Origin of the sequence: Pseudoxanthomonas daejeonensis, assembly GCF_022637495.1 — a bacterium.
GTDB classification, from domain to species: Bacteria; Pseudomonadota; Gammaproteobacteria; order Xanthomonadales; family Xanthomonadaceae; genus Pseudoxanthomonas; species Pseudoxanthomonas daejeonensis.
Window position 1 is genome coordinate 13677 of sequence record NZ_CP093331.1, and the last position, 16516, is coordinate 30192.

Here is a 16516-nt window from a genome sequence, read left to right on the forward strand (position 1 = left end):
CCGACAGGATGGCCCATTGTAGGAGCGGGCATGACCGCGACACCGTGGACGCCCGAATCACGATGCTGTCGCCCGTGCCGGCGGCGTCGGTGTCGGTGTCGCGGGCTGTACCCCGCTCCTGCAACAGTCGACATGTGACCCATACCTGTCGTAGGAGCGCGCATGACCGCGACACCGTGGACGCCCGAATCACGATGCTGTCGCCCGTGCCGGCGGCGTCGGTGTCGCGGGCTGTACCCCGCTCCTGCAACAGTCGACATGTGACCCATGCCTGTCGTGCAGCGCGCATGACCGCGACACCGTGGACGCCCGAATCACGATGATGTCGCCCGTGCCGGCGGCGTCGATGTCGCGGGCTGTACCCCGCTCCTGCAACAGTCGACATGTGACCCATGCCTGTCGTAGGAGCGGGCATGACCGCCACACCGTGGACGCCCGAATCACGATGATGTCGCCCGTGCCGGCGGCGTCGGTGTCGCGGGCTGTACCCCGCTCCTGCAACAGTCGACATGTGACCCATGCCTGTCGTAGGAGCGGGCATGACCGCGACACCGTGCACATCGCAACCATGAGGGCCTCGCCCGTGCTGACGGCCAGGACATCGGAATCAGGACGCCGCCGCCAGTCCAGCGGCGCCGGTGTCGCGGGCATGCCCGCGCCTACAGGCGCGTGGCCGCCAGCATGCGGTCGAGCACCGACTTCAACGCCAGCGGCCGGACCGGCTTGGCCAGCAGGGTCAGTTCGGCGTCCTGCACCGCCGTGCGCGTGGCCTCGCTGGCATCGGCCGAGAGGATCAGGCACGGCGTGGCGTCGCCGCCGGCGCGCAAGCGCGCGGCCAGCATCACGCCGGTATCGCCATGGTCGAGGTGGTAGTCGAACAGCCACAGGTCGGCCGGTCGCGCAGCCAGCGCCATGGCGGCCGCATCGCCGTCGGCCGCGGTCGCCACCTCGCATCCCCACCCCGCCAGCAACTGCGCGAGCGCTGCGAGCGCATCGGCATCGTTGTCCACCAGCAGGATCCTGCGACCGGCCAATCCACGCGACGGGCCACCCGGAGCCGCACGCCCGGCCACCGCCTGGGACGGTAGCACCCGCTCCAGCGCGACTGCGAACACCGCGCCGTGCCCCTCGCGGCTGCGCAGCGTCAGGGGCGCCTGCAGCAGGCGTGCGATGCGGTCGGCGATCGAAAGACCCAGGCCCAGGCCTTGCCCCGGTGCATCCTCGCCACGACGGAACTCCTCGAAGATCGCCTCGCGTGCCGCCTCCGGAATGCCGGGGCCGGTGTCGTGCACTTCGACGCAAACGCGCCCGCCCCGCCGCCGCACGCCGATGACGATCCGGCCGCTCGCGGTGTAGCGCACCGCGTTGGCGAGGAAGTTCTGCAGCACCCGCCGCAACAGCTGCGGATCGCTGTGGATCCAGACCGCGGTGGGACGGTAGCGGAAGCGCAGGCCGCGCTCCCCGGCCAGCGCGCGGAACTGTTCGGCCAGCGGCGCCAGCACCTCGTCCAGCGGAAAGGCGCGCGGCGCCGGAACCAGGCCACCGGCTTCCAGCCGCGACATGTCGAGCAATCCGGTCAGCAGGTCGGTGGTGGAATCCAGCGCGCCGCCGAGCTGGCGCAGGGTTTCGCGTGGCGGCGGTACGCCCGCACCCGCCGGCGCCGTGGCCAGCTGCTGCGAAAGCGAATCGACGAACAGCTGCGCCGCATGCAGCGGCTGCAAGAGGTCGTGGCCGATGGCGGCCAGGAAGCGGCTCTTGGCGTCGTTGGCGTGCTCGGCTTCCTGCTTGGCGGTCTCGAGCAAGGCGGTGCGCTCGACCACGCGCTGTTCGAGCGTCTCGTTGGCACGGATCAGTCCCTGCTCGGCGTCGCGGAACGCAGTGACATCGGTGAACGTGGCCACGAAGCCGCCACCGGGCATCGGGTTGCCGCGGATCTCGACGATGCCGCCATCGGGAAACACGCGCTCGGTCAGGTGCGGATTGCCGCTGCGCATGAAGGCCAGGCGTCGATCGATCGCCCTCGCCAGGAATCGCTCGTCGTCCTGCCCGGAGTCCATGCGCTGCAGCGACCAGCGGGTCAGGTCGGCGATCGGCCGGCCCACCTGCAGCAGTTCCTCCGGGAAGCCGAACAGTTCGGCATAGCGGCGGTTCCAGGCGACCAGCCGCTGTTCGCGGTCGATCACGCTGATGCCCTGGCTCATGTTCTGCAAAGCCGCCTGCAGCACCTGCTGGTTGAAGCGCAGGTCCTGCGAGGCCTCGCCCACGATCGCCGCCACCGTCTCCAGGTCGGCGCTCTCGCGCCGCGCCGCATCCAGCAGCAGGCGCGCGGAGGCGGCACCCAGCACCGCCGACAGTTCGCGCTCGACTTGGGCCTCGATCACCGCCGGCACCGGGCCAGTGCGCGGCGCCTGCGCCAGCAGCTCCACTACCTTTTCGCCGGGCAGGAAGCGGCGGCCGGCATCGCGCAATGCATCGGCGCCCAGGTTGCGGCTGGCGCGCCGGGGCGCGTCGCGCCGCCAGGCCATCGCCAGCAGGGTCACCGCGGTGCCCATGAACAGACTGGCGCCCACCGCGCGACCCAACGGACTCCAGCCGGTCAGTCCGAACAGGCCGTTCGGCGCGAGCCAGCGCTGTCCGGCCGGCCCGTGTTCGAGCCATTGCGCGTCGAGGCCGCCGGCCGCCGCCAGGGTCGGCGCGAGCAGCACCCACGCCCAGGTGGCGAACGCGGCGATGACCCCCAGAATCGCCGCGCGCGGCGGTGTCTGTGGCCGGAACACCGCGAAGGCCAGCACCGGCGCCAGCGTGGCCAATGCCGAGAACGAAAGCGCGCCAACGTCGGCCAGCGCCTCGCTGCCCGCAACCAGGCGGCTGTACGCCCACGCCAGCAGCATGATCGCGGCGATGCCGGCGCGGCGCAGGCGCAGCAGGTCGCCGCGGCGGTCGCCACCGTCGCCGCGTGCCCATGCGCCGCGCAGCAGGCCCGGCGCGAACCAGTGGTTGCCGATCATCAGACTCAGGGTCAGCGTGCTGACCACGACCATGCCGGTGGCCGCGCTGAGTCCACCGAGGAAAGCAAACAGCGCCACGCCCTCGTGCCCCTGCGAGAACGGCAGGGCCAGCGCGTACATGTCCGAGGGCACGTCGTCGCCCAGCCAGGCGCGACCGGCGTGGGCCAGCGGCAGGGTCGGCAACGCGATCAGCAGCAGGTACAGCGGGAACAGCCAGCGCGCGGTGCGCACGTCGCGTTCGTCGCGGCACTCGACCACGCCGACGTGGAACTGGTGCGGCAGGATGAACATCGCCAGCGCGCCGAGCAGGACCAGTGGCAGGAAGCCGCCGGCAGGCGACGCCACTGGCGGCGGCGGCACCTCCGTCACCGGCAGGGGATCCAGTCCGAACCAGACGAACGCGCCCAGCGCGAGCATCGCGGCGAGCTTGAACAGCGACTCGAACGCCATCGCCAGCACCAGGCCGCGGTTGTGTTCGGCCGCGCTGGCCCGGCGCGTGCCGAACAGCATCGCGAACAGGGCCATGGCCAATGCCACGTAGAGCGCGCCATCGCGCCAGAAAGGGCCGCCTTCGGCCGCGCTGCGGGTCAGCGTGGCGAAGCTCATCGTCACCGCCTTCAGCTGCAAGGCGATGTACGGGATCAGGCCCAGCGCGGCGACCGCGGTGACGGTGGCGGCAAGCCACGCGTCCTTGCCCAGCCGCGTCGCGATCAGGTCGGCCAGCGAGGTGGCATTGGTCTCGCGCGCCAGCCGCACCAGCCGCATCATGAAGGACATCGCCAGCGCGTAGAACAGGATCGCGCCGACGAAGGTCGGCGGCAGCGGCCAGCCGTATCGCGCGGCCTGGGTGACGGTACCGTAGAACGTCCAGCTGGTGCAGTGCACGGCCAGCGACAGCGCGTACACGTGGTGCCAGCGCCTCGCGAACAGGGTCGGATGCCGCTCGCCGTACAAGGCGGTGCCGAACATGAGCGCCAGCCAGGCCAGTCCGGCCACGGCCACCAGCCCCAGGCTCAGCATCGCGCCTCAGCTTCCGAATGCACCGGTTTCCCCGTCAAAAAAACTCCTGCCCAAGCATAACGCGACGGCGGCGGGCCGAAGCCCGCCGCCGTGCCCTCCCGCGGAGAGGGGACGCCGCGGTCAGAAGTCGTAACGCGCCATCAGGCTGTACTGGCGCGGCGGACCGTAGAAGCCGGTCAGCACGCCGTAGGCGGCGATGTTGTAGCCGGTGGTCCGGTACTCCTCGTCGGCCAGGTTGGTGCCCTGCAGCGACAGCGTCCAGGCGTCGTTGACGTTCCAGATCACGCCCGCGTTGACCAGGCCATAGCCGTCCTGCTTGATCGCCGGGCTCAGGTCGGTGGTCGGCCACACTTCGCTCTGGTAGGCGTAGGTCAGGCGCGCCGACAGGTTGCCGCCATTGTCCAGCGCGGTGCGCCACTCGGCGTTCAGCGCACCGGAAAACTCCGGGGCGTTGGTGAAGTGCTGGGTGTCGGCGATGTTGACCCCGCCGCTCATGAACTCGTCGTACTCGGCATCCAGCCAGGCCAGGTTGCCGCTGATCAGCCAGTGCTCGGTCGGCAGGAACTGGTACTCCACTTCCACGCCCTGCACGGTGCCCTTGCCGGCGTTGGTGAAGTCGCCGAAGAAGCTCTGGCTGCCGTTGGGCAGGGTGTACGAGGTGAACACCGACAGCTGGATGTCCTCGTACGTGTTGTGGAAGTAGGCCAGGTTCAGGAACATCCGCTGGTCCAGGAACGACATCTTGCTGCCGATCTCGTAGCTGTCGACCTGCTCGTCCTGGAACGGCTCGCCCGAACGCGGCACCGCGGTGGTGTTGGCGCGGATGTTGTAGCCGCCGGACTTGAAGCCACGGCTGAAGGACAGGTAGCCCATGATCTCCGGCGTGAACTGGTAGTCCAGCGAGGCCTTGGGCGAGAAGTTCTGGAAGTTGACCGTCTTGTCGAAGTTGGCGGCCGTACCCCACGAGGTCGTGTACTGCGGCGTGGTGTAGAACCGGTTCAACGCGACCGCGTGCTTGTCTTCGTCGGTGTAGCGCGCACCGACGTCGAGCTTCAGCTGCTCGGTCAGGTCGAAGGTCCAGTCGGCATACACCGCAATACTGCTGGTGTTGACGTAGCCCTGGGTGTCGCCGAACAGCGGGTTGGTCAGCGAGGTCGCCAGCGCCGGGTTCCAGAAGTAGTTCAGCACCTGGCCACCGGCATCGCCGTTGAAGTGGTACAGGCCCATCACGCCGCGGGCGCGGCCGCCGGCATCGAAGTTGGCCTGCAGCTCGTTGCTGACCTGGCGGTCGTTGTAGTACGCCTCGACGTCCACCAGCTTCAGCGGGGTGGTGTCGAAGTCGATCATGGTGTGGGTATCGGACTCGCGCAGCGCGGTGACGTACTTGAGCGCCCAGTCCGGGGTCAGGCGCCAGTTCACCGCCATCGAGGCACCCTTCATCGTGGTGTCGTTGACGTTGCCCATGCCGCTGCGGATGTCGTAACGGTCGTCCAGCGGCGGGTAGGCCGGCGCCAGCGGATTGGCCGCCAGCATCTTGGCGCCACGCACGCCGGACTGGTCGTCCATCCAGTCCAGCGAGAACTGCACGTCGAAGTCTTCGCTGGCGAATGCGCCGAACTGGGCGCGCACCGCGTTGATCTCCTTGTCGCTGACCGGCTGGCCGTTGCTCAGGTTCTCGCCGAAGCCGTCGCGGTTCATGCTGGCCATGGCGATGCGGCCGCGCAGCACGCCGTCGCCGATCGAACCGCCGATGCCGGCCTTGGTGTCGAGCTGGCTGTAATTGCCCACGGTGACCGAGGCGAAGCCCGAGGTCTCCTCGCGCAGACCGCGCGAGACGTACTTGATCGCACCGCCAATGGTGTTCTTGCCGTACAGCGTGCCCTGCGGCCCGCGCAGCACTTCGATCCGCTCGACGTCGAACACGTCCAGCAGGGCGCCCTGCGGACGGGCGATATAGACGTCGTCCAGGTAGATGCCCACGCCGGGGTCGACGCCCCACAGCGGGTCGGCCTGGCCGATGCCGCGGATGTAGGCGGTGACCGTGCTGGTCGAGCCGCGTGCAGCGTAGATGGTCAGGTTCGGCACCTGCGCGTCCAGGTCGCCGAGGTCCTTGATGTTGAGCGTGTCGAGCGTCTCGGGGGTGAACGCGGTCACCGCCACCGGCACGTCCTGCAGGGTTTCCTCGCGCTTGCGCGCGGTCACAATCACGGTGTCGAGCTGCACCGCCCGGGTCTGTGGCTGCACGGCTTCCGCGGTTTCCTGCGACAACGCCGGCAGTGCCGGCGACACCAGCACGCAACCGATCGCCAGGCTCAGATATTTGCGCTTCATCAGTCCCCTCCTCCCAGGTACACGATGTTCCGGCAGGCACATGCCGCCGATGCTGCGCATCCTGCGGGAAGCTGCGCGGGAGCGGCATCGTCCGTTGGTACAGTGGGCCGCACCCGGGCCGCTGCGGATACTGCCCCGCATCCGCCATGGGAGGCGGGCGGGGTGGGCGATGTCGTTGTTGATCGTGCTGGCGGCGCTGGCGTTCCTGATGGTGGTCGCCTACCGCGGCTACAGCGTGATCCTGTTCGCCCCCATCGCGGCGATGGGCGCGGTGCTGCTCACCGATCCGTCGCTGGTCGCGCCGATGTTCACCGGCCTGTTCATGGAGAAGATGGTCGGCTTCCTGAAGCTGTACTTCCCCGTGTTCCTGCTGGGCGCGGTGTTCGGCAAGCTGATCGAGATGTCGGGCTTCTCCAAGTCGATCGTGGCCGCGACGATCAAGCTGGTCGGCGCGCAGCGGGCGATGCTGTCGATCGTCCTGGTCTGTGCGCTGCTCACCTACGGCGGCGTGTCGCTGTTCGTGGTGGTGTTCGCGGTGTACCCGTTCGCGGCCGAACTGTTCCGCCAGAACGACATCCCCAAGCGCCTCATCCCGGGCACGATCGCGCTGGGTGCGTTCACCTTCACCATGGACGCGCTGCCGGGAACGCCGCAGATCCAGAACATCATCCCGACCGCGTTCTTCGGCACCACCGCCTGGGCGGCGCCGGTGCTGGGCACGCTCGGCGGCGTGTTCATCCTGGTCCTGGGCATGGTCTACCTGGAATGGCGCCGGCGCGTGGCCGTGCGCAACGGCGATGGCTATGCCAGCGGCGTGGAGCTGCGCAACGAACCGGAGCCGTTCCGCGGCGACCGCCTCGCCCATCCCTTCATCGCCGTGCTGCCGCTGCTGCTGGTCGGCGTGGCCAATTTCCTGCTCACCCGCTGGATTCCGCAGTGGTACGGCACTTCGCACGAATTCGTGCCCTCGGTAATCGGCACCCCGGCGCCGGTCGTGCAGGAAGTAGCCAAGATCGCGGCGATCTGGGCGGTCCAGGGCGCGCTGCTGGTCGGCATCCTCACGGTGCTGGCCTTTGCCTGGAAGCCGATCGCGGCCAGCTTCGCCGAGGGCACCAAGACAGCGGTGAACGGCGCGATGCTGGCTTCGATGAACACCGCCTCCGAATATGGTTTTGGCGCGGTCATCGCCGCCCTGCCCGGTTTCCTGGTGGTGGCCGACGCGCTCGGCGCGATCCCCAACCCGCTGGTCAACCAGGCCGTGTCGATCACCGTGCTGGCCGGCATCACCGGTTCGGCCTCGGGCGGCCTGAGCATCGCGCTGGCGGCGATGGGCGACACTTTCATCGCCAACGCGCAGGCCTACGGCATCCCGATGGACGTGCTGCACCGCGTGGCGTCGATGGCTTCCGGCGGCATGGACACCCTGCCGCACAACGGCGCGGTGATCACCCTGCTCGCGGTGACCGGCCTGACCCACCGCCAGTCCTACAAGGACATCTTCGCCATCACCATCATCAAGACGCTGGCGGTGTTCTTCATCATCGCGGTGTTCTACGCGACCGGCTGGGTGTAAGCGCAAGCGCACCGTCGACGCCTTCACGGCACCCGCCACCGGCGGGTGTACGGTCTGCGCACCGACGACAGGGCACCATCGCAATCCATGCCTGTGCGGCATCGTCCAGGCAGTCGTCCCCGGCGACGCGAGGACTCACCGATGCGGACCTTCACACTCCAACTGGCCGGCCTTGCCGCCGGCATGGCCATTGCCGTTCCTGCGTCCCCGGCCGACCACGCCACGCTTTCCGCGCGCGAGTCCGATCCCAGGGTGATGGGCTGGATGGAGGGCTTTCCGCCACCTGCCGACCGGATCATCACCCAGCCCGATTCGAACTATTTCAGTTTCCCCAAGCTGCGCTGGTCGGTCTGCCACATGCGCGAACTGCTGCCCACCGAAGAGATCAGCCGCGGCCTTGGCGCGCCGGCCCCCCTGCGCTACCTGCCTGATCCCGAACGCGAGCGCGCCAGCATCGACGCCCTGCATTTCACCCCGCTCGGTGGCGGCGCACCCATGACCTGGGCCGAATCGCTCGAGGCCAACTACACCGACGGCATCTTGATCCTGCACGACGGCCAGGTCGTCTACGAACGCTACTTCGGTTGCCTGGCCGAGGACGGGAAACACGCCGCGATGTCGATGACCAAGTCCCTCACCGGGCTGCTGGCGGAGATCCTCGTCGCGGAAGGCAGCCTCGACGACACCGCGCTGGTCTCCAGCATCGTTCCCGAGATCCGGGGCAGCGCCTTCGCCGACGCCACCGTCCGCCAGGTCATGGACATGACCACCGGCCTCCACTACTCGGAGGACTATGCCGACCCGAACGCCGACATCTGGGTCTATTCGGCCGCCGCCAGCCCGCTGCCCAAGCCGGAAAGCTACACCGGGCCGGTCGGCTACTTCGAATACCTGCAGCAGGTGAGGCCGGAGGGCCGCCATGGCGAGGCATTCCATTACAAGACGGTCAACGCCGACATGCTCGGCTGGATCGTCTCGCGCGTAACCGGCAAGGCGGTCACCGAGCTGGCGTCCGAGCGCCTGTGGCGGCCGATGGGTGCCGAGCAGGACGCATACATCCAGGTCGACGGCAAGGGCGTGCCGTTTGCCGGCGGCGGCCTCAGCGCTGGCTTGCGCGACCTGGGAAGGCTGGGGCAACTGCTGCTCGACGAAGGCGTCATCGATGGCCGGCGGCTGTTCCCGGCCGAGGTCACGCGCAGCATCCGTCGCGGCGGCGACCCGGCCAAGTTCGGCGATGCCTACCCTGCGCTACGCGGCGGCAGCTACACCAGCATGTGGTGGGTGTACCCGGGTGACCACGGAGTGTTCGCCGCCCGCGGCGTGCATGGCCAGACCATCTACGTCGATCCGGCCGCACGCATGGTCATCGTGCGCTTCGCCTCGTTCCCGAAACCGCAGAATCCGTTGATCGATCCGACCACCCTGCCGGCATTCGAAGCGGTAGCGAAGCATCTGATGGCGAAGTGATCGCGGAAGCCGCGCTCAATGCGCGCCGCGCGCCGATATCGCAGCCGGCATCGGGGCCTTGGCCAGCGCCGGTGAGGTCGTGCTGCCGCAATCGCCGCTGAGCAGCCGCGAACGCTGCAGCCAGTCCTGGTCGGGGTAGTAGGCGAAGACGAAGGTGCCATCGCGGATCGAGTCGATCAGCTGTCGCGCCACCGCCGGACGCACCGCCGGGCAACCCAGGCTGCGGCCGAGGCGGCCCTGCAACCTGGCCGCGGCCGGATTCACGTAGGGCGCCCCGTGGATGACGATGGCGCGGTCGCGCGCGCGGTCGTTGAAGCCCGGCTCCAGGCCGCGCAGCCGCAGCGAGTAGCCGTTGCCGCCCACGTAGGTTTCCTGGGCGGTGAACCCGCCCAGGCTGGTCATGAAGCTGCCGTCCCGGTTGGAGAAGCGAGCGGTCAGGTTCTCGCCGCTGTTGCGGCCGTGCGCGACCCACTCCTCGAACAGCAGCTTCTGCCGTGCCAGGTCGAATACCCAGAGCCGCGGTTCGGTGGACGGGCGCGAATAGTCGATCACCCCCAGCCTCAGCGGATCGATGCCGAATTCGGGATGGCGCAGCGCGCAGGACATCGCGCGTGCCGCCAGCTGCAGGACCTCGCGGCTCGCCGCCGGCGCGGCGTGGGCCAGTTGCACGGCAAGCTCGCCACCGGGCAGCGCGTCGATCGACGGCACCGCCACCGGCATGGCCGGCGGCGGCAACAGCGAGCGGTTGCTCGAGGGATTGCCGGCGATGGGCACCAGCAGCGGCGCCAAGGCCAGCCAGCGGGCGGCGGAGAACATGGAAGGCTTCATTCGACGCACTTCGAAAGGGGCAGGCAGCGGTCCGGCATCTGCCCGACCATACTCAGGAGTCTGGGCCCTCGGCGTCCGATTCCAAGACCGGCTGGGATTGCTGTTCAGCATCCAGCGGGCGCATCGCCGGCAGGTCGGTGATCAGCAAGGTCGTGCCCGGGACCAGCACATCGTACAGGCGGCGGCCGAAATCCGGCGGCAGGCGGACCGGCAGGCTCGGGCGCGCAAGCAGGTCCAGGGGCAGCGCGCCCGCCGGGACGTCTGCCCCGGGGGCGCCCGGGCGTGTGTCCTGCAGGATCGGATAGGCCGTCCAGCGATGACCGGGCCGGCTCGGGTCGAGCACGCTGGCATCGGCGCCGGCCCCCTCGCCCATCACGAACAGCGTCGTGCCGTGGAAGGCCAGCTCCGGCGAGAGCAGTTCCAGCGGCGCCTCGCCGATCGGCACGCCACTGCGCAGCACGTAGATCCGCTTGTCGGCCAGGCTGACCACGATGCCCACCTGCCCGGCCGGGGCCACCGCGTCGTCCCAGCGGTAGCCCTCGCCCCCGGCCTCCGGCGCCGACAGCGGCAGTCCCGTGGCCGATACCGGCGCCAGCACCGCCGGATAGACCAGCGTGGTCGGCGCGGCGCGCGCGTCGGACACCACCACGGTGTCGCCGTTGCGGGTGATGCCGAACAGCTTCTGCGCGAACGGATGCGGCAGGCGCACGCACCCGTGCGAGGCCGGATAGCCCGGCAAAGCGCCGCCGTGCAACGCGATCCCGTCCCAGGTCAGCCGCTGCATGTAGGGCATCGGCGCGTTGTTGTAGAGGTTGGACTTGTGGTCCTTGTTTTTCTGCAGGATCGTGAACACGCCGGTCGGCGTGTCCTTGCCGGGCTTGCCCGAACTGATCGTGGACACGCCGATGGCAATGCCGTTGCGGTAGACGTAGGCGCGCTGCTCGTCGAGGCTGACCACCAGCACCACCGGACCGGAGGGCGCAATCTCCGGATGCCAGAGGAATTCGCCGGGCTTGAGCTCGAGCGGCCCGCGCGGCGTGTCCTGGGCGAGGGCGCCGGCCGCGGCGAGCATCATCAGCAGTGCGAGCACACGTAGCGGACCACCCGTGCGGAACGATTCGAACCTGCCTGCCGCCATGCGCACGCTCCCGGTACTGGCCGCCCCGCGAACGGCACGATGCTTGTGCGCGGGCGGCGTCGCTGGGGCGATCCTAGTGCAGGCGACTGCGCGGCGGCCATGGGACCATGGACTGTCGCCGGTTTTCTGGCGGGACGCGCACTTGAAGGGCCGGACCCACCTTCCAGCCCGGCCTCGGCGGCTCAAGCCAGCAGCCGAGCCTGCAACGCGGCGTAGTCCGGGGGCACCGGTTCGGCGTGGGCGGGCCGGGCCAGCAGGTCGGCCAGCGCCGGAGGTACCGCGACCGCATGGCCGACCAGCGGCTCGACCACCGACTCGAACTTGGCCGGATGCGCGGTCGCCGCCACCGCCCAGTCGCCATCGACCCCGTCGGCGCGCAAGGCTTCCAGCACGTACACCGCGGTGGCGGTATGCGGGCAGAACACCTCGCCATGCCGCTCCCAGCGCGCCCTGATCGTGGCGCGGATGGTGTCGTCGTCGACCGCAATGGCGGTGAACGCCGCACGCAACGCGGCATCGTCGCCGGCATAGAGCCAGCGCAGGCGCTCGAAATTGCTCGGCGCGCCCACGTCCATCGCGTTGGCCAGCGTGGCCACGCTGGCGCGCGGCGCATAGTCGGCGCCGGCGAAGTACTCCGGCAGGACCGCATTGGCATTGGTCGCCAGTACGATCCGGCCGACCGGCACGCCCTGCGCGCGGGCCAGGATCGCGGCCATCGCATTGCCGAGGTTTCCGGTCGGAATCACGAAGTTCAGCTCGCGCCCCGTCGCCCCACGATGGGCCAATGCGGCGTGCGCGTAATAACTCATCTGCGGCAGCAGCCGGCCCAGGCTGATGCTGTTGGCCGAGCTGAGCGGCACCTGCGCCTGCAACTGCGCGTCGTTGAGCGCACGCTTGACCAGCGCCTGGCAGTCGTCGAACGAGCCGGCCACCCGCAATGCGATGACATTGCCGCCGAAGCAGCCCAGCTGGTGCGCCTGCCGCGGCGACACGCGCCCGTCCGGGTACAGCACCACCACGCGCAGGCCGGGCTGTCCGTGGAAGGCCGCGGCCACTGCGGCACCGGTGTCGCCCGAGGTCGCCACCAGGATGGTCAGCGGCTGCGCGGCACCGCGGCGGATGCGTGCCAGGCAGGCAGCGAGGAAGCGCGCGCCGATGTCCTTGAACGCCGCGGTCGGCCCATGGAACAGCTCGAGCACGTGGTCGCCCGGCGTGGCCAGCGGCTTGAGTGGTACCGGGAAATCGAACGCCTCGCGACAGATCGCGGCCAGGTCCGGCGCCAGCGCATCGCTTTCGAAGAACGGCGCCAGCAGCGCGGTCGTCGTCGCGGCCAGGTCTTCGCCGGCTTCGAGGTTGCGTCCGACCGGCAGCTTCTCGGGCACGTAAAGCCCGCCGTCGGGCGCAAGCCCGGCAGCGATGGCATCGCTGAGGTTGCTGGCGGGGGCGGTGTTGCGGGTGGAGATGAAGTTCATGGGATTCCGGTTCTGATCAGGTCTCTTACCGCAACACTGCGCCCGGACTGTCGATCGCCGACACCCAGGACTGGCTCTCCAGTCCCGCCGCGGCGAACGCTGCCTGCACCGCCGGCGCGGCGGCCTCGGCACGCTCGCGCGACTCGAACCATGCGAACACGCTCGGCCCCGCGCCGGAAATGCTCGCGCCCATCGCCCCGGCATCAAGCGCTGCCGCCTTGGCCGCATCGAATCCGGCGATCAATGGCGCGCGCCGCGGTTCGACCAGTACATCGCGCAGGCCGGCGCGCACCAGCGTGGCATCGCCGGCATGGCACCCCGCCAGGACCAGCGCCAGGTTCGCACTCTGCTCGACGAAGTCCTTCAGTTCGTAGCTGCCCGCCAGGGCCTCGCGCGCGCGGCGCGTTTCCAGTACCGCCTCCGGGTGCACCAGCAGGCTGTGCCAGTGCTCCGGTACCGGGATCCGCACCAGCCGGTCGGCCGTGGCCAGTACCAGTCCGCCCAGCAGCATCGGCCCCAGGTTGTCGCCATGGCGGCCGCCGCTGGCCACCGCCTCGCCGGCCAGCGCGAACGGATACAGCGCCTGCCGCGGCAAGGGCGTGTCGAGCAGCGCATTGGCCGCCACCAGCGCGGCGACGCAGGACGCAGCCGAGCCGCCCATGCCCGAGCCCAACGCGATGCCCTTGTCGATCTCGATCTCGAAGCCGAACGGCAACGCCAGCGCTTCGCGCATCGCCAGCAGCGCCGCGCCGGCGGTATTGCGCGCGGCTTCCAGCGGCAGCGGGAATGGTGCGCCGCGGATCGCGGCGATGCGGATCTCCCCGCCATCGATGCGACGCGCGGTGACCGTGTCGCCCACACCGGCGAGCGGATGGCCGAGGATGTCGAAACCGACCGCGACATTGCCGACCGACGCCGGCGAGAACGCGGTCGCCTGTCGCTGTGGCGCGCCGTGGCTCACAGGCGCGCCCCACGACCGGCCGCCACCCGCAGCAGGTCGGCGAACACGCCGGCCGCGGTGACTTCAGGACCTGCGCCCGGGCCCTGCACGATCAACGGGTTCTCGCAGTAACGACGCGTGGTGAACTGGACGATGTTGTCGGTCAGGCGCAGGTTGGCGAAGGCATGGGTGCGCGGAAGTTCGACCAGGCCGACGCTCGCGCGACCCTCCGCGTCCAGCCTGGCCACATAGCGCAGTACCTTGCCGCCCGCCTGCGCCGCCGCCAGCCGCGCTGCGAACGCCGCGTCCACCTCCGGCAGCCGCACCATGAAATCCTCCACGCTGGCCTGGCGCAGTGACTCGGGCACCAGGCTCTCGACCTGTACGTCTTCCAGGCTCAGGCCACGCCCGGCCTCGCGTGCCAGGATCACCAGCTTTCGCGCCACGTCGGTACCGGACAGGTCGTCGCGCGGGTCGGGCTCGGTGTAGCCCAGCGCGCGCGCCTGCGCGACCAGCTCCGAGAACGGGACGCTGCCGTCGTACTTGTTGAACAGCCAGGCCAGCGTGCCGGAGAAGATGCCTTCGATCGAAGTCACCGCGTCACCGGTGTCGAGCAGGTCGCGCAGGGTGGAGATCACCGGCAGGCCGGCGCCGACCGTGGCCTCGTAGCGGAAGCGCGCGCCGCTGGCGGCACTGGCTTCGCGGATCGCGGCGTAGCGCTGCAACGGGCCCGCGCCGGCCTGCTTGTTCGGCGTGACCACGTGGATGCCGGCCGCGAGCCATTGCGGATAGCGGTCGGCGACCTCGGGGCTGGCGCTGCAGTCGACGATCACCACGTGCGGCAGGTGCGAATCGAGCAGGTGGGCCGTGAAACGGTCCAGGTCGGCCGGTTCCGCGGCGGCCTTGAAGCGGCTGCGCCAGTCGCCCTCGATCCCGCGCGGGTCGAGCAGCTGGCGCCCGCGCGAGGCGATCGCGCGCAGGCGCAGGTCCAGGTGGGTCCTTTCCAGCAGGCCGCCACGCGCGGCCAGCAGCTGGTCGAGCAGGGTCGCGCCCACGTTGCCAGGACCGATCACGCCTACGGCGAAGGTCTGCGGCGACAGGTAGAAGCCGGCGTGCGCGGCGCGCAGCGCACGGGTGGCGTGGTCGGTATCGATCGCCACGGAAATGTTGCGCTCCGAGGAACCCTGGGCGATGGCGCGGATGTTCACCTGCGCGCGGCCCAGCGATTCGAACAGCCGCGCCGCCACGCCCGGCTGCCCGGCCATGCCGTCGCCGACCGCGGCCAGCACGCTGATGCCCGGGACCTGCTGCACGCGCTGCACCTGGCCGACGGTCAGCTCGTGGGCGAACGCATTCACCAGCGAGGCCTGCGCGCGGTCGGCATCCTCCTGCTTGACCACGCAGCAGATCGAGTGCTCGGAGGATCCCTGCGAGATCATCACCACCGAGACCTTCGCATTGCGCAGTGAAGCGAACACGCGCTCGGCGGTGCCCGGGACGCCGATCAGCCCCGTGCCCTCCAGGTTCACCAGCGCCAGGTTCGGACTCAAGGTAAGGCCTTTCACCGGGCCGCTGAAATCGCGCTCGGCGGTGATCCGGGTACCCGGGTGGTCGGGCTGGAAGGTGTTGCGGATGATGATCGGCAGGCCGCGCTCGATCGCCGGCGACATGGTCTGCGGATGCACGACCTTGGCACCGAAATAGGCGAGCTCGCAGGCCTCGTCGTAACTGAGCGACTCCAGTTGCACGGCTTCGGGCACCACCCGCGGATCGGCCGACAGCACGCCGTCCACGTCGGTCCAGATGTGCAGTTCGTGGGCATCGAACAGCGCGGCGAAGATCGCCCCGGAATAGTCGCTGCCGTTGCGGCCAAGCGTGGTGATCCGGTCCTGCGCGTCGCGGGCGACGAAGCCGGTCACCACCACCCGCGCCTGCGGATTGAGCTGGCGCCAGCGCGCCAGCCGCTGCGCGCTGAGGTCCCAGTCCACGTCCACGCCCAGTTCGCCGTGGCTGACCACCAGCACGTCGCGGGCATCCAGCACCGCGCAGTCCTCGCCCAGCGCGCGCATGTGCTCGCCGAGCAGCTTGGCCGAGTACACCTCGCCCTGCCCCTGCACCCTTTGCAGCACCTCGTCGGGCAGGCCGCCGATCACGCTCAGCGCCTCGAGTATCTGCGCCAGTTCGTCGAAACGCTGGTCCAGCCACTCGACCGCGGTGCCGGCATGTTCGCCCAGCAGCGCCACGGCCGCGCCGCGATGGCGCGCACGCAGCTCGTGCCAGCGCTCGCGCCACTCGGGCGTGGCCTGGCCCACCGGCGAGGCCGCGGCCTGCCGGGCCAGGTCGATCAGCGCGTCGGTCACGCCCTTCATCGCCGAGACGACGGTGACCTGCACGTCCTCGTCGCGGGCCAGCAGCAACCTGGCGACATGGCGGTAGCGGTCGGCGTCGGCGACGGACGTGCCGCCGAACTTGTGCACGACGGTACGCGCCGATGCGGCGGCGTTGGGAAGGACGTGTGCTTCTGCGGCGTGCGACGACATGAAGGACCTCTGGAATGGGAGGCCCCGCGCGCATCCGGTAGCGGGTCGCCCCGCTACCTGATCCAGGTGCGGGGCCGTGGTTTCGCGGGTTACACGAAGACGACGGACCGCACCGGGCGGGTAATGCCGGTGGCGGTAATGGTGGTAATGCCGAGGGAGGCCGCGCAAGCCTGCGTCCGCCCGGTGGGCAGAAGGCGGC

General features: G+C 69.8%; 9 protein-coding genes. 2 read left to right on the forward strand and 7 right to left on the reverse strand.

Translation table 11 applies throughout. The features are described 5' to 3' along the window. Nucleotides 1-659 precede the first annotated feature (659 nt). Nucleotides 660-4028 carry a hybrid sensor histidine kinase/response regulator gene (locus MNQ95_RS00090; protein ID WP_241953439.1) on the reverse strand — a complete coding sequence of 1123 codons (3369 nt, stop codon included), beginning with the start codon at nt 4026-4028 and terminating at the stop codon, nt 660-662. Nucleotides 4029-4148: 120 nt separating this feature from the next. Continuing rightward, nucleotides 4149-6359 (reverse strand): TonB-dependent receptor, encoded by a 2211-nt coding sequence (locus tag MNQ95_RS00095; protein WP_241953440.1) that lies wholly within the window; start codon nt 6357-6359, stop codon nt 4149-4151. Between the two features lie 169 nt (nt 6360-6528). On the opposite strand from MNQ95_RS00095, the gene MNQ95_RS00100 reads away from it, so the two are divergent. Further along, nucleotides 6529-7932 (forward strand): GntP family permease, encoded by a 1404-nt coding sequence (locus MNQ95_RS00100; RefSeq protein ID WP_241953441.1) that lies wholly within the window; start codon nt 6529-6531, stop codon nt 7930-7932. Between the two features lie 141 nt (nt 7933-8073). Further along, nucleotides 8074-9399 (forward strand): serine hydrolase domain-containing protein, encoded by a 1326-nt coding sequence (locus tag MNQ95_RS00105; RefSeq protein WP_241953442.1) that lies wholly within the window; start codon nt 8074-8076, stop codon nt 9397-9399. Nucleotides 9400-9414: 15 nt separating this feature from the next. Here the strand turns inward: MNQ95_RS00105 and MNQ95_RS00110 are convergent, their stop codons facing one another. The 5 genes from MNQ95_RS00110 to thrA all read right to left on the reverse strand — a co-directional run bounded on the left by MNQ95_RS00110 (nt 9415) and on the right by thrA (nt 16317). Then, nucleotides 9415-10215, reverse strand: coding sequence for a murein L,D-transpeptidase catalytic domain family protein (locus MNQ95_RS00110; RefSeq protein ID WP_425605684.1), 801 nt, complete (start codon nt 10213-10215; stop codon nt 9415-9417). Nucleotides 10216-10279: 64 nt separating this feature from the next. Further along, nucleotides 10280-11365, reverse strand: coding sequence for a L,D-transpeptidase (locus MNQ95_RS00115; RefSeq protein ID WP_425605685.1), 1086 nt, complete (start codon nt 11363-11365; stop codon nt 10280-10282). A 182-nt stretch (nt 11366-11547) separates the two neighbouring features. Beyond that, the gene (thrC, locus tag MNQ95_RS00120) at nt 11548-12837 is read right to left on the reverse strand and encodes a threonine synthase (RefSeq protein WP_241953443.1); all 1290 of its coding nucleotides are present in this window, start codon (nt 12835-12837) and stop codon (nt 11548-11550) included. A 25-nt stretch (nt 12838-12862) separates the two neighbouring features. Continuing rightward, nucleotides 12863-13798, reverse strand: coding sequence for a homoserine kinase (locus tag MNQ95_RS00125; RefSeq protein ID WP_162410875.1), 936 nt, complete (start codon nt 13796-13798; stop codon nt 12863-12865). Continuing rightward, nucleotides 13795-16317: a bifunctional aspartate kinase/homoserine dehydrogenase I gene (gene thrA, locus MNQ95_RS00130; protein ID WP_241953444.1), complete on the reverse strand. Its 2523-nt coding sequence runs from the start codon at nt 16315-16317 to the stop codon at nt 13795-13797. The genes MNQ95_RS00125 and thrA overlap by 4 nt, the downstream gene beginning before the upstream one ends. Nucleotides 16318-16516: the final 199 nt, after the last annotated feature.